Origin of the sequence: Psychrobacter sp. UBA6739 (assembly GCF_002453835.1) — a bacterium.
GTDB classification, from domain to species: domain Bacteria; phylum Pseudomonadota; class Gammaproteobacteria; order Pseudomonadales; family Moraxellaceae; genus Psychrobacter; species Psychrobacter immobilis_A.
Window position 1 is genome coordinate 112,786 of record NZ_DKHR01000005.1, and the last position, 26,054, is coordinate 138,839.

Below are 26,054 nucleotides of genomic sequence, written 5' to 3' on the forward strand. Positions count from 1 at the left end.
CTACAAACCGCTGATGGATCAGTGGATTATCAGTCAGTTTTTATATCGATTTGTTTATTTATTAAGGATTTATCATGACAACAGACACAGCCAAAACGATGATACGCAAAAATATCTTCCAAAAAACCACCATAATCAGTAGCTTAGCACTGTTATCGTTGCTACCAACACTCGCATTTGCTCACCCTGGGCATGAATTGATGGCAGCAGATGGCTCATTTAGCCTTTCAATATTGTCTGGTATGTTGCACCCTTTGACTGGGTTCGACCATCTGATGTTAGCGCTGGGCATGGGCATGCTATTTACTCAAATGCACAGCTTTAAAAAAGGCTTTGTAGCACTGTTAATTGGTCTAGTAACAGGATTTGTACTGAGTTTAAGTGTGAGCTTGAATAGCCTGTTTATTGAATACGGTATTCTACTCTCTATCGTACTCCTGACCATGGCACTTATGAGCCGCTACTTTAATGTGGCATTGAATCAAAACCACGAGATGTCCGTCAAAACCGTGTATAAATTCTTAGTCATTGGCTTTGGTGCGCTTGCTATGTTCCACGGTGCAGCTCATGCAATCGAAGTGCCTGCAAACAGTAGTACCGCTGGCTTCTTTACAGGTATGATTGTTGCCATGCTAGGTCTATATACTATCGGCAAAGGATTTGCCACTTATCTAAACACTCACCTGCAAGACAGTTTGATTATTCAACGTGTTATAGCTGTTGTCGGTTTATGCGGTGTGCTGTTAGGGTAACTTTGTTAATTTATACACAGAGTTATTTAACACGGTAGTAAGTTGAAGTGTAATGCACGCAGGTGACATTATATAAATTGCCTTGTGACATTGCCTTATGCCCCTGAGCTTATGACAGCTCTTAAAGAAACTCTTAAAGAAATAAGGCCGCTCAAGCGACCGCTTAGCTCACAGCAGGATTAGCATTCAAAAAGGTTTGGGCTATAAGAAGCTTTAGATAATAAGTATGAAATGGTCATCAGAAAAAAAGGACAAATTAATGTCCTTTTTTTGGCTTTTGGTTTACTCAATGCTTACCAGCTAAAGCCCATACCCATGCCACCAGAGTTCTCATCTTTCGTGAAAGCGCCACCGAGACTAAAGCTGGTATGGGGATTAATGACACGCTGATATCCTAAGGAAACCGCTTGCTCGGAACCCTGAAAACCTGCACCCACGCCTATGCGGTTCTTACCTTGTAGACCTGACGTGCTGGTTGCCATGTTTAACATCGCAGCACTCATCGCACCTTGACGATCAAAACGATCATCAATTTCCTTAAAGCGCTGTCCATTGTCTTGCAGATAATTGTGAATAGAGTCATTTAGAGCATTAAATTTAGTATCAGTATAAGTGTTCGAGGTTTCGATAGCGCTTGTTTTTGCGTCTTGTAACTGACTGACATTGACTGCGTCATTATCAGCGGTACCATTAGCAACATTGATAATCTGACGCTGGTTAATATCCGAACCAACCGACACTGTGTTTTCACGGTTGGAGCTAGAGTCATTGCCGAGTACCACGGCGTTTTTTGCCGAAGTATTGACATTATTGCCAAGCACAAAAGTATTGTCGCCAGACACGGTATTATTATTGCCCATACTATAGCTGTTATTGCCACTGACCGTACTTGGATCGCCAATCGCACCTGAATGATTTCCAGTCACTTTATTACCAGTGCCAATGCTGATAGCTTGCTCACCGATTGCTTGGGCTCCATCTCCCATTGCAATAGATTGCTTGCCCTGCGCCGCCGCATTAGTGCCTAAAGCCATTGCGTTGTCTCCACTAGCAATCGCTTCTGCAGACGTACCACCATTGATGCTTAGATATTTATGCTGTGCAGCAATGTCCTGTTTAACGCTCAATACCTGATCATTCGTATAACTTTGTGACGATGCTAGAGTCTCAGTTGCTTTGTCGTCGGTGTAGCCTTTTGATGCGGTCAAAGTTTCGGTTGCTTTGCCGTCGGTATAGCCTTTGGAGGCGGTCAAAGTTTCAGTCGCTTTGCCGTCGGTGTAACCTTTTGATGCGGTCAAAGTCTCGGTTGCTTTGTCGTCGGTGTAACCTTTTGATGCGGTTAAAGTCTCGGTTGCTTTGCCGTCGGTGTAACCTTTTGATGCGGTCAAAGTCTCGGTTGCTTTGCCGTCGGTATATCGTTTATTTACCGCATCTGTATCATTTATTGCATCTGCCACGTTAGTGATACGTTTTTCGAAACCCTTGCTACCAACTGAAATCGTATCCCTTTCATCTGCAATGGAGAAACTACCGATGGCGGTTGCGCCTGTCGCAGTGGCTTGGCTATTACTGCCAAACACGCTGCTGTCTGTACCTGATGCGGTATTCTGATAACCAACTGCAACACTGTAGTCACCCTCTGATGTATTTTCAAAACCGACGGCACTACTGTCTTCACCTGATGCTGTATTTTCAAAACCGACGGCACTGCTATTTACATTCGAGGCGGTATTTTTATAGCCAATTGCACTGCTATTTATGTTCGATGCCGTGTTGTTATAACCAAATGCACTACTATAACCCTCTGAGGCGATATTATTAGAGCCTACCGCACTACTATTGATACGCGATGCGGTATTGTTATAACCAACGGCACTACTGTACTTAACTGATGCTTCATTATTAGCACCTAACGCACTACTATAATCACCTGATGCTGCATTAGTATAACCAACCGCACTGCTATAAATACCCGAAGACTCATTAGAAATACCTGTTGCGCTGCTATAACTGCCCTTTGCTTTATTTGCATAGCCTAGCGCAGTAGCTTCACTCAATGCTTCATTATCAATACCTAAAGCACTGCTATTGAGACCGTCTGCTGCATTATTTATTCCACAGGCTAGTGCAATTGCACCTGTTGCCGCACTTCCTCCAGAGACAGGATCCGTTACGCATACCACGCCTGCCCACACTGTAGAACCACTGATCGCTGCGATACTGAAGGCAAGCCCTTTTAGAGTCAACACTTTATAGTTATTTGAGCGAGCTATCAGGGCGATAGTGCCAGTCGTGCCACTGGTCTTACCAGCGCTCTTAGTATTTTCAGATACCACCACTATACAACCTAGTGATTGACTCCAAATCTTTTTAAATACTTTATTCATAGCTCGCTCCATAAGTGCAAAAACTAATCGTCGATAAAATCAAGGCTATCTATGTCACTTACATTAACCATGCTCATAAATGACAACTGTCATTTATTAAAACATAAAGCTAACATACCTGTATATTTATATTAAAGGATATTCAATCTTCAGGGCTGTCTTAGATAAGCAAAATAATCTGGGATAGTTTTATGAGAAAATAGCGTTATGAGTAAGATTCGCCTACCCAAACGCTCACTACACAGTGAGTATAACGATTGTTATATCGGTAAGAGTGAGCGCGTCTGGTAGGATTGCAAGTGCCGTTATGGCACTCGCAAGGTCTGGTAGCAGATAAATCTGAGGGCGTATCTAAGGAGATTTGGAGTGGCATAGAGAATGTTGAACAAGTAACCCTTGAGTGCATAGACTTATTTCATAACCCAAACAATCCACCTAAATGATTCACTCACGTAAATCATCCACGACTGCCAACATAGCCACTAATGAGGCTTCCCCTAATTTCATAGAGCGCTCTGGTGACCAACCCGTATCCGCATCGGGGACATTATTGTTGTCTATAAATGGCATCTCCAAGGTATTGGCAAGGCAGTCAAAGCGTTCGGCAACCCAGTGAGTCGCAAGCGTCATATTCGCTGTACCCGGTGCATCTACGTCATAGCCCTCGTCCGTCTGAAAGTCAGCACTGGCGATCTTTAACACTTCTGAGAATCTATCGCGTAGACGTGCGAGGCGGTCGCTATAATTTGGCGTACCCTGCGAGCCAGCAAGGAATACAAAAGGTATTTCTTCATCACCGTGTACATCATAAAACAGGTCAACGCCCGTTTCTTCCATTTTATTAATGACATGAAAGACTTCAGGGCTGGTTTCCAAACTTGGATTTGACCAAGCACGGTTTAGGTTAGTCCCAACTGCGTTGGTACGCAGATGCCCGCGCACGCTGCCATCTGGGTTCATATTAGGCACGATGTAAAAGTTAGCTTTATCTAATAATAATTTACCCGTGGTATTATCACCATCTAACAGGCTATGCAATAGACCATCGACCAACCATTCAGCCATCGTCTCACCGGGATGTTGACGTGCCGTAATCCAAATATTGCGTTTAGGCGCATCGTTATTGCTAGCGCCATCACTAATTTTGACTAAGGTTAAATCGCGCTTATCAAGGGTTTCTCCCAAATGCTCTAACGTCACTAATGGATGCATTTGCACCGCTGCTAATAAATCTTGATGACGCTCATCACTGTAAGGGGCAAAAAAAGCAATTTGAATGGTTTCACATTCCAACTCTGCCGTTATGGTTAGTTTGCCATCTTTATAAGAAGTTGGTAGACGGAACCAATAGTCGCGATCGTACGACGCCACCGCTTGGTAATTCTCCCACCCTGCAGGGAATGCTGCATCCCCTGCATTCATAATATTGAGCACATATTGCTCGCCAACTTGACCTGTCAGGCGAAAATTAAACCACTGAAAAAACTCGCCACCGACGTCCGGACGAATAGCCAATTGGATATTTTTTTTATCTTCTAAATTAATAACCTCAATATTACCAGCATCGAAATTAGCAGTGATATGCATAAATTTTCCTTAATTGTTTTTTAGATATCTTAGTGAGTATCTGTAAAATACTTGAGCATAAACGATTAAAAATAAGCAGGATAGAGACGCTAACAAATCATCTTAAAAAATAGTAAAAATAATTATTAATAGTTGTAGCATCGCTGCTTTTTTTAATTAAAAGAACGTAAAAATATTCCAAGCACTATGACAGACATAGCATTAGCCAATTTTTTATATTTATCACATTACTGAATGAATGTGCCAGATATTGGATATTATAGCTCATGATCCTATATAGCACTGTTCATCATATATAGTACTGTTATCTATAGCTACAAAAGCCACTCAACTGGTAACCACCCTATTACTGTCAAGATAATGTTAAGCAGGGTACTTTGTCCAGGCTCCGAGACGCTCATCGATCCAGTATAGGAATCGATCCAGACGAGCCTTCCATTACGCTGCTCTACTCGCCAAGTAAGACCAACCACGCCCTCGTCAAATGCTTTATGCAGTTTCTGTGCCATCTGTTCACTGTTGATCATTAAACCCATTTCAGTATTGAGCGCAGCCGAACGGGGGTCAAAATTGAACTGGCCAATAAAAATGCGCTTTCCATCTGCCGCAAAGGTTTTCGCGTGAAGACTGGCTTTTGACGATCTGAACACTCCTAGATGGTCAGCGGGTGCACCAGACACAGCTTGGCTACGTAGCTCAAAAAGGCTGACACCATTTTCAAGCATGGCCTTGCTTTGTTGTTATTTTATTAGCTAGCGAGCTGAAGATTTTTTACGTTACCCATAAGTGCGCTAAGATTTTTCTCAAGTTTACTTTTTTCTAGCTTCATTCTAACGACAACCTTAATAATCTCATCAGCTATCTCTTTATTGCCTTCAGCCACTGCCTGCTGCAATGCTAGACTTTCACGCATAATAGCAACCCTTAAAGGCTCGATCTTATAAATAATACGATTGATAGATTTATGCAGATCCGACTGTCTATAGCACTCTTTTACCTTAGATGATTTATATAAGAGACTGTTTTTATCACTTTTTGCGCGGGCTAACGTCTCGATATAATCAGCCGCTATCTTGTCAGCATAATCATCTTGAATACCAATCTCTAAAATATTTTTTACTAATATGATATCGATTTTTTCTAATTCAGTCTCTTTAATGGCACTTTTTAACATTTCAAACAGTCCTTCGTAAATGTTGGGATTAGGGGTGAATTAAGTGGTTATCGCGTATAAAAAGCAAAGCTATCGGCGTCACTATAATTGGCACGTGGATTCGTTGTTTGCGCACTCTTATATTCACACTCGTATAAAAGTTACTTTCACAACCATGCCAATCAATTCGTAATTGAGCTCACTCAAGAATATTTATATAATGATACACTTATGTTCATTCTAACCTAAGAGTACAAGTGTACACAATAGGCACTCAACCCTTTTGATACAAAGGTTATGAAAAGCGGCTATCAAACCGCCATAGATTGATATTTATTTTGAGAATAGTGCTGTTGAGGTCTATCAAGATAGTGAGGGTAAACAACTCCCTCACTATTAGGGATTGTTTAATGACGCGTGGATTCGTGCTGGACATATCTAAAATAGATTGATGAAATATTTACAAAGCAAAGAATGAGCCACTTTTGCTAAGAAGAGAAAATCACTGGCGCATCGCCATCTTGCCAAGGTTGAAACTTGGTCATGGCTTGTATAAATAATGGATGCGCTAGCCAGTTTTTTAGCCATATTTGCAGTTTAGGATAAGGCAAACTGTAAAAAATGTCGCGATCTACATGAGCAAATTGGCGGATAAATGGCATAATACCGATATCGGCAATGGTCACACTGTCTCCTAGCAAATAAGTATTTTTAGTAAGCAGTGCTTCTAAAATCTGTAGAAATGCTTCACCTTTTTGCCGATATTCTGTTTGGGTCATTTCAAGATGACGGTCAGCATATTTATAGCGATCTAGCCAATGCTTAAACTCCTGATCGTTTTGCTCAATTAACGTATTACCTTGATGCAAAGTCTTAGGGTTCAACAGCTCTTGTGGATCTTGCTGTTCAAGTGCCCACTCCATTATGTCCCGACTCTCTTCGATTACAACACCATCAGCGAGCTGTAAAACTGGCACGGTACCTTTTGGGCTAATCGCTAGCATGTGCGCAGGTTTGTTTTTTAAGGTGATCTCCCGTAGCGCTACTGGCAACTCGGCAAACAACAGACCAAGACGCGCGCGCATGGCATAAGGACAGCGACGAAAAGAATAAAGACAAGAAAGGGAGTAAGCAGTCATATATTTTTTCACAGTTAAAACGAGATCAGCAGCCTTAGAGTCACTGACATCAAGAGTCATTTAGTTTCGTTACTGATCTCTATTAAGGGTTGGTAAAATTAATACTTCAAAGCATTGAACAAAGCCAGTATCATAGCGATATTGAAAAACCCTTACCTTATTTATTATAAACAAAAGGAAGATATAGTGTCGCAGGCTCAGACAACTATCACAGAAACACCTCATCTCACAAAAGATCAGAACTCTGTATTAAAGATTCTTACGATCATGGGTTACTTGGAAGGCACGTCCTTCTTATTATTACTTTGCATCGCCATGCCACTAAAATATATGATGGGTATTGCAGAAGCGGTCACCTACATAGGGATGGCTCATGGCGGATTGTTCATCGCGTATATTTTAATGCTGTTGATAGCCACCACCAAAATCAAAATGCCCCTTTGGGCCATGCCAGCAGGGGTACTCGGAGCCTTTTTACCCCTTGGTCCGTTTATATTCGATCATTTATTAAAAAAGAGCTTGAATAAAAAAGTTTAAAACCCCTTCAAAGTAATGTCAAATGACTTACTGAATATGACGAACATTGGTGATTTTAAGATATAGCGCTATTTAAGCGCTGGACGGTATGTATTAATGACTGATCATGATGGCTGATTATAGTTATTCGTCAGTCATTAATTTCCCATAAAAACTATCCACTCACTGCGCCTGGCACTTTACGAATCAGCCATAAAAAGTACGCACCGCCAATGATAGCCGCAATCGTACCCGCAGGCAGCTCATAAGGGAAAATGACATAACGCCCAATCCAGTCTGCTATTACCATCACCCCTGCGCCTAACAAAGCCGCTAATGGCAATTGGCGCTCAAGCCTTACCGCACCGAGTGACGTCGCCAAATGTGGCACCATTAGACCAATGAAACTCAATGGCCCAACCGCAAGCGTACTGGCAGTACTTAGCGCCGCCACCAACACCAATAACGCGAGTGTCACTGGCGTCACAGCCACCCCCAAATTACGAGCGATCCCTGTACCCAAACCAAGCACTCTTAAAGGTTTGATAAGCAATAAGCTGAGGGCAAATAAAATGAGGGCAATGCCGATAAGATACCACACGGTGCTAGGCTGAGCGCTATAAGTCGTTCCCGATAGCCAGCTAAGCATCGCTTCTAGGCGTGGATCGCCAGACAGCTTGACCATGTGCATCACCCCATCCATCATCGCGGCAATACCGATACCGACCAGTAATAGATAGCCAGAGCTTACCTTGCGTGCCAGCCAAATCACCAGCAATACTACAGCCATCGCTCCTGATAATCCTGAGATTAATAAAGTACCAGCTCCGGCAGATAGCCCTAAGCTTGGTAGCAGTAAAAACCCTAAGATAACCCCAAGCGCCGCGCCCGAGCTCACACCCAATACTTCTGGACTTGCCATCGGATTGCGGGTGAGCGTTTGCAATAACACACCAGCGATGGCCAACATCAGACCCGTTGCCGCTGCGCTCAAACTGCGCGGTAGCCGATACTGCTGAGTAATTGCCCAATCGGTACTTAGTCCCCAACCATTGACGTCTTGGACAAAAACACAGGCAAGTATGATTATCATTACCACGCCAATACCCCAGCGCCACCATGCCACAGGTGTATGCTTGCCCGTTAGCATCGGGGTTACTGTTTCTATCCGCTCACGGCGCTGACGCAAAATCAGCCAAATAATCAGTGGTGCACCAAGAATACCCGTCATCGCCCCTGCTGGAATTTGCATATTTAGTATGGGTTCGAGTAATAAAGCAACATTGCTAGTCAGCCATAAAAGCAACGCCCCTAAGACAAAGGCTGCAAGCAGACGTTTGCTAATAGAAGCGACTCCCAGTGCATTGACCAGACTGGCAGCGCCAAGACCGATAAAACCAATTAGACCAACTTCGCTAACCACCAAAGCGGTAACAACCGCCACAATAAGCACCACCAATGCACGGATACCGTTAATCGGCACGCCCAAGCGTTTGGCTTGTGAGTCATCGAGACTCATCAAGGTTAATGGTTTTAACAAGGGTAGACAGACAACCGCCATCACGACGGCCGTTATCGCTAGCATCGTACTGGTATGCCAGCTATTCTGTGCCAAAAATCCCGCCGCCCACGACAGCATGCCATTACTACGTTCAGCAAAAAACAATACCAAGACATTGGCAACGGCGGCAAGTAGAATGTTTACCACCAAGCCCGCCAATATCAAAATCAAAGGGTTAAATCGGCTGGGTGCTGACAATACAAAGACCAGTCCCATACTAATAAGCGCGCCGACAAAGGCCACATAAAGTCCGCCATAAATCGCTAAGCTTGGCAAAAACAAGGTCACAATGAGCATGGCCAATTGTGCACCAACACCGACGCCCAATGTGGTGTCTGATGCCAATGGATTTTTGACCAATTGCTGTAGCAAAATACTGACAACCCCAAGCAGACCCCCTGCCAATAGCGCCACTATGCTGGTCGCCACTATATGCAGCTGCGTCGCAAGACTGATAATATCCAATTGCGAGCTTGGAATAAACAAATCACTGATTGGGCGTGTCCACTCCTGAGCGATTAATGCCCACGTGCTCCATACTGACAACACCACCAGGATAATCATTACTGCACAGATGCGCCATGTATCCGCAAATACCGAAGGTGGTTGCCGAGGTGGTTTTGGTGCTGGATTGGGAGGTTTTTGCATAAGCTTGGAGTGTTGCTCTGATGGTGTTTTCAATGTGGGCGACTGAGACGCTGCAAGTGAAGTCATAGGCTTGACATAATCAGTAGTATTATTGGTATGAGAATGATGAGTCTGTGCGGCAGTATTAATAGTCATGATGCTGCCCCACCTTTTAATGTCACTATTGATAAATTATTTGCCAAACCGACCAGTGACGACATGCCACCATAAATCCATATGGGCGGCAGCTCACCCACGCAGCGCTCATCGCCATAGCCTAGACGCTGCCAAACCAAACTGTCTTTAATCTCAGCTCGGGTTATCGGACTCAGCGGGTCTATGATTAATAGGCAGGTCTCATTATCCAATTGAGCCAAGTCTCCCATTCGAATGGGGACAAACCCCCATTGATTGCCTTTGCCTAATACATCCAGCTTTTTGCCCATCTGACTTAGCACGGGCTGAAACAAACTATTTTTGACATACATGCGCATGTTATTAGCATCAGCAAACTGTACAACGGCAAATCTCTTTACTTTTGGATAGCGCTGCTGCAGACGCTCACTTGCCAGTTTGATGTCTTTCTGACTTTTTTTAATATAGCTTTCAGCCAAGGCTAGTTCATCAATTAGCTGTCCCAACTGACGAGTCGGCTCAGTATAATCTGCCCAAGTTGCGGTATCGCCTTTAGCGGCGAACATGACCGACTCAGAGGGCACATCTCCATAGAGATTGCGGGCATGCTCATAAAAAAAGTTATCGACGACCAAATCGACAGGCAATTGGGCAACCAATTCCGCATTAGGCTGATAGCGAATGCCCAAATCAATGATTGAGGTTGGCAATTCAGGCGTACCTACCCATCTGTCCCACACCCTCACATCACCCGTCGCTATCGGGGGGTAACCCATAGCGGTCAAGGTTGCCGCATTGCCCCAATCAGGTGAGACTATATTGATGTTAGCGTTATCTGCATTGCCCACTTGAGCGTCTTTTTGTGACGTTATTGGTTGGTGACAGGCCGTCAGCACGGTGGTCAGTGTTAAGCTTGCTATAAGCGGCAAACACTTATATTTACTAATAGTGAGATTTGAGCCAGCTTTTATGAAAGGTTTTATGGCTATTAAAGAGAACAGAGATTTATAAAGAGCAGGAAACATAGCGGCCTATCTTTTGCGCGAATAAGAGAAAATAAGAAATGAAAAAGATGAGGCAAATACTAGGGCATGCCCTCATTTTAAAAACGGTTATAAAAATTTAACCATTTTTAGCCTACTTATTCATTTTCGTTCAGATTGATGATATGCCCTACTAGGCAACGGCGACTGGCTGCCCCGTTATAGGATGACTAAGCAGTTGCATATCGACGTTAAAAATCTTGTGCAATACTGTCGGTTGCATGGTGCTGCCGATATCACCGTTATGGCAAATACGACCGTTTTTTAAGGCGATAACTCGATCCGCATACTGCGCGGCCAAATTAATATCATGCAAAATAATCACCACACTCAAGCCCCGCTCATCTACCAAACGACGGATAAGCTGGATAACTTCAAGCTGATAGTGCATATCAAGCGCGGCTAATGGCTCATCAAGTAATAAATATCTGGTGTCTTGTGCCAGACACATAGCAAGCCAAACGCGAGCGCGCTCGCCACCTGAAAGCGTGGCCGTAATGCGGTCAGCGAACGCCTCTGTTTGGGTGATGCGCATGGCTTCTATTACTTTATCTTTATCCATTTGGTTGGGCTTTTGCAGCCATTTTTGATGCGGATAACGTCCTAGCATAACCAGCTCACGTACTGAAAAACCAGCGGCTTCTGGTAGTTGCTGTGGCAAATATGCCATTTGTCGCGCCAGCGCTTTGCTACTGTAATCACTGATACGGCGCTCATCCAAGCTGATACTACCGCCATTACTCATCATTTCGCCTGCCAACGCTTTGATTAAAGTCGATTTTCCTGAACCATTATGTCCAACCAAAGCGACCAATTGGTTGCTATCAATCTCACAGCTTACATTGTCTAGTAAGGTATTTCCTTGGCGACTGATGGTCAATTGGTTTGCACGTAACATATCGGTACTCATCATTAATTTAAATCGTTGTGTTTATATTGGACAGCCAATAAAAACCGATTTTACTCGTAAACGATAATAAAAACAATTATCATTAACTTAAAACATTATTCTTTTTGCTCCAATTCGCTGTTGCTTGTAAGTATCTATACGACCCATTTTCTTTTATCTGTGACAAGTAACCCTTAAATACAAGCATAATTCTTTATCCCCTTTATCATTTTTGAACTCGCACAAACCATTATTCATATCAATGAAGAACACTTCGATGAGTTAAGATAAGCTGATTGGGTTTTTATTCGTTTTTATTTCTTTAACCACCGAAGAGCTGTCGAATACCAACGTCAGTAACGGCTATCTATGCCGAAGCGATGTCTGTACAAGTATTATTAAAAGACACAAAAAAAACGTCTGCTCACTCTCTTGAACAAACGTTTTTAATCCCCTGTACAGCACCTACTACTCAACTTAGCGAGCTGCAAATCTGGTATATCGTACTCAACACCTATCAGCTTGTCTCAAATGATTGCAAGGGTATAAATAAAAACTAGGGCTTGTTGTGTTGTCTTAGAAGACACAACAAGCCCTAGCGTTTTAATGCAGAGTTTAGAGACAAAAGTTTTTCAGGTCACTGACTTTTGAGTCGGCTGATGGTAATTCCCGTAAAGCCAAACAATATCGTTAGTAACAGCGATAAATAACAGAAGAACGCATAAGGCAGATAATCAAGCACGGGCACGCCTAATGCTTGGCTGATAAACACGCCGCACACACTCCAAGGCACTAGAGGATTGATGACCGTACCTGCATCTTCAATGGTACGAGACAGATTCTTAGGATGTAAATTCAAGCGCTCAAACGTCGGACGAAAGGCAGTACCAGATAATAAAATACTCAAATACTGCTCACCAATAAGCACGTTAATACTCAGAGCAGACATGGCAGCGGCAAATATGGCGCGTCCTGATGTGGTTAATGTATCTTTAATCCCTGATAACAGTGCTGGCAAGATACCCAATGCTGTGAGCAAGCCACCAAGACTGAGTGCCAATATCACAATCGCTTGAGTGAAGAACATACTCTGCACACCGCCGCGCGATAGCATACCACCGACTTCACCCAGCTCTAACGATTCAGCTGGTGCATAGCCTGCAAATAAATAGCCGCCTAATTGTCCAAAGCTCGGCGAGCTGTGCAAATAAGTAATAATCAATGCTGCCACAATGGTACAGATAATCGTATAAATGGCATTGACACGAAAAACCGCCAACCCAACCAGTACCACGAATGGCAATACCGCATAACCATGTACCAAGCCACTTTCAATCAACTGACCTTGCAATACGGTTACTTGACTCAAGTCAGAGCCTGCGGTCTGCCCAGAAAAAAACCAAAAAATAATGACCGTGAGTATCCACGCTGGTACCGTGGTATACATCATATTGCGAATATGCTCAAACAAATCAATACCCACCACCGATGAAGCAATGGTACAGGTGTCTGATAACGGCGACATTTTATCACCGAAAAACGCCCCTGAAACCACAGCACCAGCCGCAATCGCGACATTGGCATCAAAGGCATTACTCATACCAATAAAAGCCACGCCCAATGTCGCCGCGGTGGTCAAACTACTGCCCAAGGCAATACCAATAATGGAGGTCAATACAAAGGCTGAAATGTAATAATACTCTGGCGATATCAACTGAAAACCAAAATACATCAGCGTTGGAATAGCACCAGACATCATTAAAGCGGCAACCATCAAACCAATAAAGAAGAATAGATAGATCGCACCGATACCGCGCATGACACCTGATGCCATTTGCGCTTGCATATCGTCAAAGGTCAAGCCTTTAAACAGACCAATGCCCAGCAAGACACAAATAGCGAGTATCAATGATAAATGCGGTACCCAGCCAAAACCTATCATGGTAACGCCCATAATAGCGATAACAATGGCAGAAATCATAAATGCCAGTTGAGGTGAAATTTGGGTTAATATTTTTGGAGGCATCACACATCCTTAGCTTGCCAGTCAAATCTGGCGTTAGGGTTGGCTTTGAGTCGGACAAGTTTAATGAGTTGCAATAGCGATTGCTACCCTAATTATTGATCCAGCAGACTATCGGTCTTAGCTGCCATGACAAAATCATTGCGATGCAGACCTTTAATACTGTGTGACCACCACGTTACGGTGGCTTTACCCCACTCTACCAATATGCCAGGATGATGCCCTTCTGCTTCGGCGATGTCAGCTAATTGGTTGGCAAACTCCATCGCCTTGACGAAGTTTTTGAATTTATATTGACGTTGTAATTGCTTGATGCCATCAACCTCGATCAATGACCAATCTGGAATTTGCTGTAATAGCTCTTGTGCTTCGATGTCGCTGACCGTTGGCGCGCCAATGCGGCACACCTCACAGCTGGCTTGTGATAATGTCGTCATTATAATGTCCTTTTATGTTAACTATTCGTTTTTTTAATACTGTTATGTTTAATACAGTTACGTCCATGTTGACGCTGTCATTTACGACTACATCATTCAAATGATGCCGTTTGTCTTAACCATGCATTAGGCGTTTTTTACTGCATAACTAGGCTCGAACAATCCTAGCGACATGGCTTGTTTGACCATTCCCATGATATCGCTATTGACGATATCAAATAATGTATCCAAATCATCAATGACATAATAAATCGGCTGGATATGATCGATACGATAAGGGGTACGCAACACATCAAGCAAGTCAAACGCTCGGTGCTCTGGTTGATTTTGCGGTTGATGCTGAGGTTCTGCTTGCTGCTCAGAACCAGCATTGAGTGCATAAACCGTCTCAGACGGTGAGCTTAAGATGCCTCCGCCATAGATTCGGCGACTGCCTTTATTTTGTCCCACCAAACCAAACTCGATGGTAAACCAATAGAGCCGTGCCAAAAACCACCGTTCTTCTTTAGTGGCATTAAGACCCAGCTTGCCATAAGTTTCATTGAACATCGCAAAGGCAGGATGGGTCAAAAGCGGACAATGTCCAATGATTTCATGAAAAATATCAGGCTCTTCGATATAGTCCATATCATCAAATCGACGGATAAAAGTTGCCACCGGAAAGGATTTATTGGCAAGCAATTTAAAAAACTTACCAAAACTGATTAATGCAGGGACAGCGGCAGTTTGCCAGCCAGTCGTAGCTTGCAATACTGCATCAATATCTTGCAGCTGCGGAATACGCGTAGCGGGCAAATTCAGTTTTTTTAAACCGTCTAGATAGGCTGGGCAGGCACGGTTGGGTATTTGTTCGGCTTGACGCTCAAGCAATGCCTGCCACATACCATTTTCATCATCACTATAGTGAATATGACCATGGCTATCTGGCTGATGCGACACGTAAGGTTGTTTTTTAGGCATAGAATCCTGCTTTTTATAAGCAGAATCATCGTGACTGGCATCAGTGCCTAGCGTTTTGCAAGCAACGCTGTTGGCACCGATAGCTTTATTAACAGAATTCGTATGTGGTAGGCGTTCCATGCCTGTATTCCTTTTATTGCCATTAGCGCTCTGAATTTTTGCTATTCGTTTTCAATCATGACTGAACCATAGCTCAGTCATCGCATTGAACACATGGTATTACAGAGCGCAGTGGTTATTAGGGACAAGACAAACTTCTTTTGCCCTGCCCGTTTATTTTATGGATTTTTCCCTAAATGTAGAGGCGCTTACGGTGTTTCAGTTTCTGGCTGACCAACCGTGCCACGACGGACTTGATCGCGCTCGATGGATTCAAATAGGGCTTTGAAATTACCTTCGCCAAAGCCATCTTCGTAATCACCTTTACGCTGGATAAACTCGAAGAATACAGGGCTACCTAAGATAGTTTCAGAGAAAATTTGTAGTAGCAGACGCGGTGCGCCGCCTTCAGTGGTGCCATCTAACAAGATACCGCGCATCTGTAGCTCAGAGACATTTTCGCCATGATTTGGTAGACGCTCACTCAGCATTTCATAGTAAGTTGCGGTTGGAGCAGTCATGAGCGGGATACCCGCTGCTTTTAATTTATCGATGCTGGCAAACAAATCATCGCTGGCCAAAGCAATATGCTGAATACCTTCACCGTTGAAATGCATCAAGTATTCTTCAATTTGACCGCCGCCCTGCTTTGACTCTTCGTTCAATGGAATACGGATTTTGCCATCAGGCGCTGTCATGGCTTTACTGGTCAAACCCGTATATTCACCTTTGATGTCAAAAAAGCGGATTTCGCGGAAGTTAAAGATGCGCTCATAAAAGTTTGCCCAATAAGCCATGCGACCACGGTAAACGTTATGGGTTAAATGGTCGATGACTTTAAAACCATGCCCGACAGGACGACGGTCTACATCAGCAAAAAACTCGAAATCGACGTCATAAATAGACTCACCATCTTTATAACGATCGATGAGATAAATCAGTGAGCCACCGATACCCTTGATAGCAGGCAGGCGCAGCTCCATCACACCAGTGGGTACGTCTACTGGCTGCGCGCCCATTTCGATGGCACGCTCATAAGCTTTTTTGGAATTCTGCACACGAAAACCCATGCTACAAGCGCCAGCACCATGCTCTTCAACGAAATAGCTGGCTTCGCTTTTTGGTTCACGATTTAGAATAAGATTGATATCACCTTGACGGTATAGCGCCACATCTTTTGAGCGATGATTGGCGACATGGGCAAAGCCAAGCTGTTTGAACAATGCGTCGACCGCATCCGGTTGAGGCGAGGCGAATTCAACAAAATCAAACCCATTCAGGCTCATTGGGTTGTCAAATAAATCTGCCATTGTAATCATCCTTAATTTCAATTGGTGGTAAAAATGCGATAAAAAATGTCTTCAATCAATAATTCTTATTGACGATGTATTTATATTAGATTAGGTTTATTTATAAGACTAATTGTTTTTTATGATTTATTTATCAGGTTTACTTATGAATATCAGCATTCGCCAATTAACCGCTTTTATCCAAGTCGCTGACAATGGCAGTTTTACCCGTGCCAGCGATCAGATGCATTTGACCCAATCTGCCGTTAGCGGCTTGATTAAAGAGCTAGAGTCCAGCCTCGGTATTGTGCTGTTCGACCGTACTACCCGCCAGCTGTCTTTGTCGGTAGTAGGACGGCATTTATTGCCACAAGCACGGCGTATCTTGAATGAGATGCAGCTGTTTGAAAATGAGGCGAGCAGTTTAACAAGCTTGGCGCAAGGTCAAGTACGACTCGCTGTTTCGCAGTTTGCAGCCTCTTCGATGCCAGCAGTCATCGCCCAGTTTTCCAAACAACACCCCGAGATTAGCGTGTCGCTATTAGATTGTTCGGCAGAAAACTTACTCAGACATATTCAGGACATTGAAGTAGATTTGGGTGTCGGTACTGAGCTTGGATTTATGGAGGCTGAGGACGATATCAATGCTGATTTGTTATATCAGCTGCCATTTTGTGTGGTGATGCCTGACAACCATGCGCTGGCACAAAAACATGAAATAATGTGGCAGGATTTATTAGACATTCCGCTCATCACGCTGCAAGGCCCTTTCATTGAACAAGTGACAGCCGAGTTGGATGACCGTATCGCCAGTCATATCCAACAGGCACGGTATAAAGTGAATTTTATGTCTACCGCGCTTGAAATGACCCGTCAAGGCTTCGGTATTACCTTATGTTTGCCCTATATGCCCGAAGTCATCGACTGGGTTAGCGCCAATGGCTTACAAATGAGGCCGCTGGCACAACCCGTTAAAATGCGGCAGTTTTTTATCTATCAGCGTTCTTCTCGTGCGTTATCGCCTGCTACCATTGCTTTCAAAGACTTCTTGCAGAGCTATTTTTCCAGTCATTTTAATGACTTACAGCATACTTAAGTATCGCTGATACAGACATGATCGGTGCTTAAAAAGCCTTGAAACACAATGGTTGCAACCAACTATTTTATTAATTATGCAAGATAATTGAATCTCATATTGAGTTAACCGTCAATTTGCTCTATGATTTTTGGCGGCTTGATTTATATTTCATAAGGAAACAACATGTTTGAACGTATCGACTATTACGCTGGTGATCCAATTTTAGGGCTGATGGAAAAATATACAGCAGATAACAATCCTAAAAAGGTCAATTTAGGCATTGGTATTTATTATGATGAAAATGGTGTATTGCCTGTACTTGACTGTGTAAAAACAGCCGAAGAACGCATTGCCGATCCTATTGCGCCGCGTCCTTATCTGCCGATGGCAGGCTTACCAGGACATCGTAAAGGCTGTCAGGAACTACTGTTCGGTAAAGACGCGCAGATTTTAAAAGACGGTTTGGTCGCTACTATCGCTACAATCGGCGGTTCTGGCGCGTTAAAAGTCGGCGCTGAGTTCATCCATGAATGGTTCCCACAATCTAAATGCTATGTGAGTGACCCGACATGGGGCAACCACATTGCCATTTTTGAAGGCTCTGATGTCGAAGTGGGTAAATACCCGTACTACGATAAAGCCAACAGCAGCATCAAATTCGATGAAATGATTGCGTTTTTTGAGACGTTGAACAAAAATGATGTGATCTTGCTGCATCCTTGTTGCCACAATCCAACAGGTCTAGATTTGACCCGTGAGCAATGGGATACCGTGCTGAACGTCATTCAAGCGCGCGAATTGATTCCATTTATGGACATTGCCTACCAAGGCTTTGGCGAAGACATGGACAGCGATGCTTATGCGATTCGTAAAGCTGTCGATATGGGCTTGCCATTGTTTGTCAGCAACTCATTCTCTAAAAACTTATCGCTATATGGTGAGCGTGTCGGTGGTCTATCAGTTGTTTGTCCAACGGTTGACGAGACAGAGCGCGTCTTCGGTCAGCTAAATGCTACCGTACGCCGTATTTACTCAAGCCCGCCATCACATGGTGGTCGTGTGGTCGATATCGTTATGAACGACGAAGCACTACATAAGCAATGGGTTGGCGAAGTTTATGCGATGCGCGACCGTATCAAAGCCATGCGTTTACAGCTAAAATCAGTGTTAGAAGCCAAAATCCCGAACCGCAACTTTGACTATATTACCCGTCAAAATGGCATGTTTAGCTTTACTGGTCTGACGCCTGAGCAAGTCGAACGCTTACAAAGCGAGTTTGGCATTTACATGGTTTCCAACTCACGTATGTGTGTGGCTGGACTGAACACCAGCAACATCGACTATGTGGCCAATGCCATGGCAGACGTCTTGAAAGACTGAGTGAGCACGCATTAAAACGGTGCGGTAGTCAGTAATAGCGATTCATAAAAAGGTTGAGCGAGTGCTCAGCCTTTTTTTATGTCCTACGTTTTTCCTATTTGTTTTACCAAAGAACATCAACGTCCCTAGTATCACGTCTATTTTAAGAAAACACTGCACAAAAACCCTTGCAATCTCCACTTTGATAAATTACATTATGCGTAAGTAGTTAATTATAACGTAATTCATTATATGCTTTAGCAAGGAGCAACCTATGTCAAAGATTGACAACAGCCTCACATCCTTTATCGATATCGCCGCTGATTCTGACTTCTCCATTCATAACCTGCCTTATGGTATTTTTAGTGACGCCAAAGACGCTGCTGATAATAATAAGCGCCGCGCTGGTGTGGCTATCGGTGAGTACGTATTGGATTTGGCTGTGCTCGAAGCAGAAGGTTTACTGAGCTTAGAGGGTGGTCCATATTTTGATCAAGCAACGCTAAACGCTTTTATTGACTCAGGTCGAGACAATTGGACCCAAGCACGCACAACCATCCAAACCCTCCTATCTAGTGCCAGCGACGCCTTGCGTGATAATCAAGATTTGCAGAAAAAAGCGCTATTTAATCAAGCAGACGTCACCATGCATCTGCCTGTTCACGTACCAGGCTTTACCGATTTCTATTCGTCTAAAGAGCACGCCACCAACGTCGGCACTATGTTTCGTGATCCAAACAACGCCCTGCTCCCTAACTGGACTGAAATGCCAGTGGGCTATAACGGACGCGCCAGCACCGTCATCGTCAGTGGCACTGAGGTGATACGCCCCTCTGGTCAATTAAAGCCAAACGCTGATGACCGCCCTATTTTCTCAGCCTGCAAGCGTTTAGATTTTGAGCTTGAGACTGCTTTTGTAGTTGGTAAAGGTAATAGCATTGGTCAACCAATCGCAGTGGACAATGCTTCTGAGCATATTTTTGGCATGGTTTTGCTCAACGACTGGTCAGCCCGTGACATTCAAAAATGGGAATACGTGCCTTTAGGTCCATTTAATGCTAAAACCTTTGCTTCTGAAGTCTCGCCTTGGATTGTGACTATGGATGCGTTGGTACCTTTTAAAACGGCATGCCCGATTCAAGAGCCAAAACCATTGGCATATCTAAACGAAAAAGACAGCAATAATAGCTACGACATCCATCTATCAGTTGAGTTATTGCCTGAAAACTCAGATAGCGCCACTGTGGTTTGTGAGACCAACTTCAAGCACATGTATTGGTCAATGGCGCAGCAGCTCACCCACCACACTATCACTGGCTGTAAAGTGGAAGTTGGCGATATGATGGGCTCAGGTACGATTTCAGGACCAACGCCAGATTCTTATGGCTCAATGCTAGAGATTGCTTGGAATGCGACCAAACCTGTCACTTTAAAAGGCGGTGAGACCCGCAGTTTTATTGAAGATGGCGACACAGTAATCATGAAAGGCTATAGCGAAAAAGACGGCATTCGTGTCGGGTTTGGTGAAGTACGCGGCAAAGTACTGCCCGCGCTTAACTTTGATTTTGACAAATAGTCTAGAAAAAATGTGAGCACAGTGTTTTTGAGCTGCCAAGCAACCATCGACCTATAGTCAATCGGTACTGGCAGCCTATTACTTACTGCATTCCCTATCAAAAGGAGTTTGATATGAGCTTTAAAATTGAAAAAATCCATCATGTGGCCTATCGCTGCAAAGACGCTAAAGAAACCGTTGAATGGTATCAAAAATATCTAAACATGGACTTCATCCTTGCATTTGCTGAAGACCACGTGCCTTCGACCAAAGCCTTTGATCCTTATATGCATGTGTTTTTAGACGCAGGTAATGGCAACGTATTGGCGTTTTTTGAAGTACCCAATCAGCCTGAAATGGGTTTTGATCCGAATACCCCGAATTGGGTGCAACACTTAGCCATGAAGGTAAAAAACCGTGATGCCTTAATGGCAGCAAAAAAGCATTTAGAAGAAAATGGTATTGATGTGGTCGGTGTGACCAATCACGGTATCTTCCATTCTATCTATTTCTTTGATCCTAATGGCCATCGTATGGAACTCACCTACGATGATATTACCTCAGAAGAAAAAGTCTCGATGATTACTGAAGCCATGAAGTATGAGATGTTAGAAGAATGGTCACGTACCAAACGCGCACCAGCTCATACCCAGTTTTTACATGCAGAGGAACTGGCTGAAGCAAGAGAAGTCGCGCCTGTCGGTGAGTGATTGACCTGTTATTGTGTTTGCTATCTCTTTTTATATGATTAATTAGGGCGTGCCATCATTTTAAGACCATTGAATGCATCAATATACTAATTGATGACACGCCCTAGGTAGCGAACAATATCTAACCATCATGAAAGGATTCAATGATGAAAATAAAACCCCCTTTAGGAATACTCTTAGCGACTTCGATCGCGATGACTGGTTGCTCTAATAACGACCCAGCAGTAGACGCTGATGTAGAGACAGGCGATGTGACTACTCTAAGATTCTCACACTTTATGACTGCCAATGACAACATAAACACCGAAGCATTGCAGCCATGGGCAAAGAAAATTGAAGAAGAATCAAAAGGCCGCTTAAAGATTGAGATCTACCCTTCTGCTACTCTTAGCAAACCGGGTGCTACCTATGATGCTACCGCAAAAGGTATCGTTGATATTGGTATGCAAGCGCAAGGATATACAGCAGGGCGATTTCCTTTAACTCAAATTGTAGAGCTGCCAGGTATCACCAATACTGCACAGCAGCAGAGCTGCATACTTCATAAACTGTATGATGATAGTGTCATTAAAAATGAGTACGAAGATACTCACCTGCTAGCGCTGATAGGCACTGGACAAGGTGCGCTGCATACCGTAGATAAGCCTATTCGCACGCCAGCTGATATGAAAGGTTTGCGTATTCGTCAACCTTCTGCGGTTGCCAGTCACATTATCGAAGCGACTGGCGCGGCGCCTGTTGGCATGCCTGCCAGTGATACTTATACTTCCCTTCAACGCGGTGTCATTGACGGACTTAGCTTTACTTGGCAGCCCATTCAAGCATTTCGTCTTGATGAGTTAATCAATACGCACACCAACATTCCTTTTTATAACTCTACTTTTGTTATCAGTATGAATAAAGAGAAATACAACAACTTACCTGATGATCTCAAGAAAGTAATTGATGACAATTCAGGGGCGGAGATGGCAGCACGTGTCTCCAAAGTATTTGACGTCAGTAACGCCAAAGCAATGGCCGCAGCCAAAGAAAAAGGCGATATCATGATCGATATCCCTGACCCACTCAATGACCCAGACTGGAAAGGTCCATTAATGGAAGGCTCACAGCACTATCTAGATGAAGTCAATGCCACTGGTCTAGACGCTGACAACGTGTACGAAAAAGCAAAAGCTGCCAGTAGCGCCTGTATGGTCTAAAGGATGAATATCATTAAACGATATTCGGACAAAAATTCCTTTACGCGATAGTCGGTCAGTTTATATGATTAAAACTTATATAGTAAAAAAACCAGCTACGCAATTTGATAACGCTGCGCGATTGCTAGAATTTGCTCAACCACGTTGTGTTGCTCACTCATAGGCAATTGCTCTGTCGTTCCGATGATAGTGATGGCGTACTCTAGTGGTAGTCCTTTGCTAGCAGTTTTGCCACTAACAGCAGATAGATTAACAGCGCTATTAACAAACGGCGGCAATATGACAGGAATCGTAATGGCATTAATCCCCATGAGCATATCACCCGTCACTGTCGCATAGCCTTGGGTACGAATCTTGGCTTGCAAGTGACTGAAATTCTGCCATTTTTCTGTGATTATTGCTTCATTGTCTGTCTGCCATTCAGCTGTGACCAATGGCTGAATGACGGCATCTGGCTGATAACTGGCAAATAATTGCCCCGTCGCCGATGTCGTCAGCGGCATACGTGAACCGATACGAGTGATAATACTAATCGGGCTATCTGGTTCAACGGACTGAATAATAATAGGACCTTCGCTAAACCATTTGGCAATCTGCACACCGCAATTCAGGGTGTCTTTGATTTCATTAGCGATGTGCGTCAGCCGCTCTAAAATATTGTTTTGACTAAATCCAGAGTGCCCCAATGCTGCCAATGTGTTAACCCTATCGCCTAGCCCGTAGCGACCATCATCAAGCTTACGCGCATAGTTTTTACGTATGAGGCTGACCAAATAGCGGTGACACTTTGCTGGATGCATTTGCATCACTTGCGCAATATCTTTTAGCATCATCGGCTCGTTATGATCGATAAGAACGTCTACCACCGACAATCCAATCTCCAGTGACTGGACGCCACTTTGACTTTTATTGGTTGTCACGGGATTTTCTAAAGGGCTTTCAGCTGCTGGCATGTTTTGCTCAATGAGTAATTTACTTGGCATATTAATCTAACATATTCATGAAAAACTGAAATGAAGAGGTAACGTCATAAGAGTTTTTTAATTGTATAAGATACATTTCGTACCATTAATTATAACCGCTTATCTCATTCACAACCTACCATAATAAAAGGAATTCACAATGATGACACTTTATGGCTACTTTCGCAGCAGCACCTCGTATCGTACTCGTATCGCGATGAATCTCAAAGGCTTAGACTATGACTATATTTCGGTCAATTTAGCAAAAGATGAGCAGTTAGCAGATGCGTTTAAATCACTCAATCCACAAGGATTGGTGCCTGTTTTACAGACCGATGATTTATTACTATATCAAAGCCCTGCCATCTTAGAATGGTTAGAAGAAGTTCATTCAGAAAACCCGCTATTGCCTAAAGACGCGGCTGGACGGATGCAAGTACGAGCCATTAGCGCTATGATTGGTTGTGATATTCATCCCATTAATAACCGCCGTATCTTACAATATCTACGCAATGAGCTGGCGGTAGACGAAGAAAAAGTCATGGCGTGGTGCAACCGTTGGATGAGTGAGGGATTTGCGGCGTTAGAAAAAATACTAGCAAAAGACAAAAGCCGTGGAAAATTTTGCTACGGTGACAGCTCTACTTTTGCAGATTGCTATTTGATTCCTCAGGTCTCTTCGGCGCGACGTTTTAACGTGGATTTAAGTGCTTATCCCAATATCGTCGAAATTGACACGCATTGCCGTACGCTCAAAGCCTTTGCTGACGCTGATCCTAGCATGCAGCCTGATGCGCCCAAGTCTCAATAAATACTCAAACAGGGTGCTTTCAGTAAGGGTGTTTTGCTATTAAATGACTAGGGCGTGTCCTCAATTCAATCGAGTATCCTCTAAATGGGCTAAAAATGGCTAAATCTTGCCAAACATCGTCAAATAGCTGGTTAATATCCTGATATTATCTGCGCTATTTTCCTTGTTTGACGGCAATTTATCTCATTTTTATCACCATTTTTAAAATGAGGACATGCCCTAGAAAATTAAATGATTAGAGAATTAAATAACAAAACGCCCTTATAATTTCTGGGCTCAGGGCTCAGACAAAGCAATCAAAGCGAATGACTGCCTGAAAACAGGCAAAGCATTGATACTCTTAAGCCAAACATAGTATTTAATATTTCATCGAATCATCACTTCTACTTTTCATCTCAATATAATATTTCATATATGCAAATTATTGGTTGTATAGCAGTCAACTGTTGGCTATTCTTGGTATAGGCGTTGTTATATCTCAAATTTAGAATTAATTTTAGATAAACATACTGTTTTATACATTAAAATAAGGTTGGATATTATGAGTTATACACATCTATCAAATAACAAAGACGCTCTACCATCCCATGCCGCTCAAGATATTTATGATTTAGCCCTATCGGCTAGAGAAGAAACAGAAACCTGTAGAAAAATTGCACCGACAGTGGTCAAAAAACTGTCAGAGTTGTCGTTATTTAGGATGGGACTGCCAAAATCGTTGGGAGGATGGCAAGGCAATCCTGTGGAAACGTTAAAGGTTTATGAGACGCTAGCCAGTGCTGAAGCCTCAGTTGCTTGGATCGTTTGGAACAACCATTTGGCCTGCACATTTGGACGATTTTTAGACGAGCCTAGTATGAAAGAGATATACAGTGACCCCTCTCATGTCTATGCCAACTCTGCACGCCCTGAAGGGATTGCTAAACAAACCGCTGAAGGATATACGGTCTCAGGTCAATGGACATTAGTATCAGGTTGTGAATTGGCAGACTGGTTTGTGCTGCGCTGCTTGGTAATATCCGAAGGCTCGCCTACGACCCTTGGACCGGGTGCAAATTTAAAGCTGTTCTTTATTCCAAAAAAAGATGTGGAAGTGATTGATACTTGGCATGTTGGTGGACTAAATGGTACAGGCAGTCACGACATCGTCATCAAAGACGCGTTTGTGCAGGAGCGTTATGCGGTCGATTTTGATAGCCCTGTCGCCATCGATAATGCGTATAGCCGCCTACCAATCGGTTGTATTAATGCCGTTGGCTGTGCAGCGATGGCACTGGGTGTCTTAAAAGCGGCGACAGATGAGTTAATCGAAATTTGCCTTAAGAAAGTAACGCCCGGTAGAAGCCCAGATTTGCGTGATCGTGCAGCAGTACAAGCGACTATCGCTAAAAGCAAAACCTTATTAGCGTCTAAGCGCGCACAGTTACACAATAGTGTCGAGGTATTATGGAACGAAGCACAGCAACAGAACACCTTTACCGATACACAGCTGGCTGATGTGTGGGCAGCAGCCTGTGAAGCAGCGAGAGAAGCCAGAGCCATGGTATCGGAAATTTATGCGGTCGCTGGTACGGTCTCGCTATATAAAAAACATAGAATAGAAAGAGCGCATCGAGACATTCATGCTATTTTACAACATGGTATCGTGCAGCCACATTGGATGGAGCAAGCTGGCATGGCTTATGTCGGATTGACCCCAAATGCAGCCATGTTCAGAGTATAGAATTGCTTTTATAAAAATAAATAAGCCCTCATAGAATGAGGGCTTTTTATCGATTGGCTA

The 26,054-nt window shown here is 43.5% G+C and carries 22 protein-coding genes; 9 read left to right on the forward strand and 13 right to left on the reverse strand.

The features are described 5' to 3' along the window. Positions 1-74: 74 nt before the first annotated feature. Positions 75-752 carry a HupE/UreJ family protein gene (locus tag B2575_RS01825; RefSeq protein WP_296239958.1) on the forward strand — a complete coding sequence of 226 codons (678 nt, stop codon included), beginning with the start codon at positions 75-77 and terminating at the stop codon, positions 750-752. 293 nt (positions 753-1,045) lie between these two features. Here the strand turns inward: B2575_RS01825 and B2575_RS01830 are convergent, their stop codons facing one another. From B2575_RS01830 to B2575_RS01850, 5 genes are all read right to left on the reverse strand, one after another. Next, on the reverse strand, positions 1,046-3,139 hold the full coding sequence (locus B2575_RS01830) for an ESPR-type extended signal peptide-containing protein (RefSeq protein ID WP_296239959.1): 2,094 nt from the start codon (positions 3,137-3,139) through the stop codon (positions 1,046-1,048). Between the two features lie 444 nt (positions 3,140-3,583). Beyond that, a complete protein-coding gene (locus tag B2575_RS01835; protein ID WP_296239960.1) occupies positions 3,584-4,726 on the reverse strand; it encodes a M14 family metallopeptidase in 1,143 nt (380 codons plus the stop codon). 314 nt (positions 4,727-5,040) lie between these two features. Beyond that, positions 5,041-5,451 (reverse strand): phospholipase D-like domain-containing protein, encoded by a 411-nt coding sequence (locus tag B2575_RS01840; RefSeq protein WP_296239961.1) that lies wholly within the window; start codon positions 5,449-5,451, stop codon positions 5,041-5,043. A gap of 23 nt (positions 5,452-5,474) precedes the next feature. Next, positions 5,475-5,900 (reverse strand): hypothetical protein, encoded by a 426-nt coding sequence (locus B2575_RS01845; protein ID WP_296239962.1) that lies wholly within the window; start codon positions 5,898-5,900, stop codon positions 5,475-5,477. A 467-nt stretch (positions 5,901-6,367) separates the two neighbouring features. Beyond that, a complete protein-coding gene (locus B2575_RS01850; RefSeq protein ID WP_296239963.1) occupies positions 6,368-7,018 on the reverse strand; it encodes a glutathione S-transferase in 651 nt (216 codons plus the stop codon). Positions 7,019-7,204: 186 nt separating this feature from the next. Between B2575_RS01850 and B2575_RS01855 the strand changes: the two genes are divergently transcribed. Next, positions 7,205-7,555, forward strand: a complete 351-nt coding sequence (locus B2575_RS01855; RefSeq protein ID WP_296239964.1) for a DUF3817 domain-containing protein — start codon at positions 7,205-7,207, stop codon at positions 7,553-7,555. A gap of 154 nt (positions 7,556-7,709) precedes the next feature. Here the strand turns inward: B2575_RS01855 and fhuB are convergent, their stop codons facing one another. From fhuB to hppD, 7 genes are all read right to left on the reverse strand, one after another. Beyond that, positions 7,710-9,878: a Fe(3+)-hydroxamate ABC transporter permease FhuB gene (fhuB, locus tag B2575_RS01860; protein ID WP_296239965.1), complete on the reverse strand. Its 2,169-nt coding sequence runs from the start codon at positions 9,876-9,878 to the stop codon at positions 7,710-7,712. Then, positions 9,875-10,786, reverse strand: a complete 912-nt coding sequence (locus tag B2575_RS01865) for an ABC transporter substrate-binding protein (protein ID WP_227694101.1) — start codon at positions 10,784-10,786, stop codon at positions 9,875-9,877. The genes fhuB and B2575_RS01865 overlap by 4 nt, the downstream gene beginning before the upstream one ends. 247 nt (positions 10,787-11,033) lie before the next feature. Next, entirely contained in the window at positions 11,034-11,798 is a 765-nt protein-coding gene (locus B2575_RS01870) for an ABC transporter ATP-binding protein (RefSeq protein WP_296239966.1), read from the reverse strand. A gap of 628 nt (positions 11,799-12,426) precedes the next feature. Next, positions 12,427-13,815: a Na+/H+ antiporter NhaC gene (nhaC, locus tag B2575_RS01875; RefSeq protein ID WP_055124079.1), complete on the reverse strand. Its 1,389-nt coding sequence runs from the start codon at positions 13,813-13,815 to the stop codon at positions 12,427-12,429. A 92-nt stretch (positions 13,816-13,907) separates the two neighbouring features. Beyond that, a complete protein-coding gene (locus B2575_RS01880; protein ID WP_296239967.1) occupies positions 13,908-14,249 on the reverse strand; it encodes a 4a-hydroxytetrahydrobiopterin dehydratase in 342 nt (113 codons plus the stop codon). A 126-nt stretch (positions 14,250-14,375) separates the two neighbouring features. After that, positions 14,376-15,329, reverse strand: a complete 954-nt coding sequence (gene phhA / locus B2575_RS01885; protein ID WP_296239968.1) for a phenylalanine 4-monooxygenase — start codon at positions 15,327-15,329, stop codon at positions 14,376-14,378. 188 nt (positions 15,330-15,517) lie between these two features. Beyond that, on the reverse strand, positions 15,518-16,618 hold the full coding sequence (gene hppD / locus B2575_RS01890) for a 4-hydroxyphenylpyruvate dioxygenase (protein WP_201560211.1): 1,101 nt from the start codon (positions 16,616-16,618) through the stop codon (positions 15,518-15,520). Between the two features lie 145 nt (positions 16,619-16,763). Here hppD and B2575_RS01895 point away from each other — a divergent pair, with 145 nt between their 5' ends. The 5 genes from B2575_RS01895 (at position 16,764) to B2575_RS01915 (ending at position 22,498) form a co-directional block, all read left to right on the forward strand. Beyond that, positions 16,764-17,693: a LysR family transcriptional regulator gene (locus B2575_RS01895; protein WP_201560210.1), complete on the forward strand. Its 930-nt coding sequence runs from the start codon at positions 16,764-16,766 to the stop codon at positions 17,691-17,693. Between the two features lie 165 nt (positions 17,694-17,858). Next, a complete protein-coding gene (locus B2575_RS01900; RefSeq protein ID WP_055124082.1) occupies positions 17,859-19,055 on the forward strand; it encodes an aromatic amino acid transaminase in 1,197 nt (398 codons plus the stop codon). A 253-nt stretch (positions 19,056-19,308) separates the two neighbouring features. Continuing rightward, a complete protein-coding gene (fahA, locus tag B2575_RS01905; protein ID WP_414707407.1) occupies positions 19,309-20,610 on the forward strand; it encodes a fumarylacetoacetase in 1,302 nt (433 codons plus the stop codon). A 113-nt stretch (positions 20,611-20,723) separates the two neighbouring features. Next, complete coding sequence (locus tag B2575_RS01910) at positions 20,724-21,299, forward strand: VOC family protein (RefSeq protein WP_201560209.1); 576 nt, start codon at positions 20,724-20,726, stop codon at positions 21,297-21,299. Between the two features lie 146 nt (positions 21,300-21,445). Continuing rightward, the gene (locus B2575_RS01915; RefSeq protein ID WP_201560208.1) at positions 21,446-22,498 is read left to right on the forward strand and encodes a TRAP transporter substrate-binding protein; all 1,053 of its coding nucleotides are present in this window, start codon (positions 21,446-21,448) and stop codon (positions 22,496-22,498) included. A gap of 95 nt (positions 22,499-22,593) precedes the next feature. On the opposite strand, the gene B2575_RS01920 is transcribed toward B2575_RS01915, so the two are convergent. Next, positions 22,594-23,481 (reverse strand): IclR family transcriptional regulator, encoded by an 888-nt coding sequence (locus B2575_RS01920; protein WP_227675979.1) that lies wholly within the window; start codon positions 23,479-23,481, stop codon positions 22,594-22,596. A 142-nt stretch (positions 23,482-23,623) separates the two neighbouring features. Here B2575_RS01920 and maiA point away from each other — a divergent pair, with 142 nt between their 5' ends. Continuing rightward, the gene (gene maiA, locus B2575_RS01925; RefSeq protein ID WP_201560282.1) at positions 23,624-24,271 is read left to right on the forward strand and encodes a maleylacetoacetate isomerase; all 648 of its coding nucleotides are present in this window, start codon (positions 23,624-23,626) and stop codon (positions 24,269-24,271) included. 541 nt (positions 24,272-24,812) lie between these two features. Next, positions 24,813-25,994: an acyl-CoA dehydrogenase family protein gene (locus tag B2575_RS01930; protein WP_198330805.1), complete on the forward strand. Its 1,182-nt coding sequence runs from the start codon at positions 24,813-24,815 to the stop codon at positions 25,992-25,994. The last annotated feature ends 60 nt before the right edge of the window (positions 25,995-26,054 follow it).

Bases quoted from the DNA above. Each gene is read 5' to 3' on its own strand.
- B2575_RS01825 (WP_296239958.1), top strand. From the start codon at position 75: ATGACAACAGACACAGCCAAAACGATGATACGCAAAAATATCTTCCAA.
- B2575_RS01830 (WP_296239959.1), bottom strand. From the start codon at position 3,139: ATGAATAAAGTATTTAAAAAGATTTGGAGTCAATCACTAGGTTGTATA.
- B2575_RS01835 (WP_296239960.1), bottom strand. From the start codon at position 4,726: ATGCATATCACTGCTAATTTCGATGCTGGTAATATTGAGGTTATTAAT.
- B2575_RS01840 (WP_296239961.1), bottom strand. From the start codon at position 5,451: ATGCTTGAAAATGGTGTCAGCCTTTTTGAGCTACGTAGCCAAGCTGTG.
- B2575_RS01845 (WP_296239962.1), bottom strand. From the start codon at position 5,900: ATGTTAAAAAGTGCCATTAAAGAGACTGAATTAGAAAAAATCGATATC.
- B2575_RS01850 (WP_296239963.1), bottom strand. From the start codon at position 7,018: ATGACTGCTTACTCCCTTTCTTGTCTTTATTCTTTTCGTCGCTGTCCT.
- fhuB (WP_296239965.1), bottom strand. From the start codon at position 9,878: ATGACTATTAATACTGCCGCACAGACTCATCATTCTCATACCAATAAT.
- B2575_RS01870 (WP_296239966.1), bottom strand. From the start codon at position 11,798: ATGTTACGTGCAAACCAATTGACCATCAGTCGCCAAGGAAATACCTTA.
- nhaC (WP_055124079.1), bottom strand. From the start codon at position 13,815: ATGCCTCCAAAAATATTAACCCAAATTTCACCTCAACTGGCATTTATG.
- B2575_RS01880 (WP_296239967.1), bottom strand. From the start codon at position 14,249: ATGACGACATTATCACAAGCCAGCTGTGAGGTGTGCCGCATTGGCGCG.
- phhA (WP_296239968.1), bottom strand. From the start codon at position 15,329: ATGGAACGCCTACCACATACGAATTCTGTTAATAAAGCTATCGGTGCC.
- hppD (WP_201560211.1), bottom strand. From the start codon at position 16,618: ATGGCAGATTTATTTGACAACCCAATGAGCCTGAATGGGTTTGATTTT.
- B2575_RS01895 (WP_201560210.1), top strand. From the start codon at position 16,764: ATGAATATCAGCATTCGCCAATTAACCGCTTTTATCCAAGTCGCTGAC.
- B2575_RS01900 (WP_055124082.1), top strand. From the start codon at position 17,859: ATGTTTGAACGTATCGACTATTACGCTGGTGATCCAATTTTAGGGCTG.
- fahA (WP_414707407.1), top strand. From the start codon at position 19,309: ATGTCAAAGATTGACAACAGCCTCACATCCTTTATCGATATCGCCGCT.
- B2575_RS01910 (WP_201560209.1), top strand. From the start codon at position 20,724: ATGAGCTTTAAAATTGAAAAAATCCATCATGTGGCCTATCGCTGCAAA.
- B2575_RS01915 (WP_201560208.1), top strand. From the start codon at position 21,446: ATGAAAATAAAACCCCCTTTAGGAATACTCTTAGCGACTTCGATCGCG.
- B2575_RS01920 (WP_227675979.1), bottom strand. From the start codon at position 23,481: ATGCCAAGTAAATTACTCATTGAGCAAAACATGCCAGCAGCTGAAAGC.
- maiA (WP_201560282.1), top strand. From the start codon at position 23,624: ATGACACTTTATGGCTACTTTCGCAGCAGCACCTCGTATCGTACTCGT.
- B2575_RS01930 (WP_198330805.1), top strand. From the start codon at position 24,813: ATGAGTTATACACATCTATCAAATAACAAAGACGCTCTACCATCCCAT.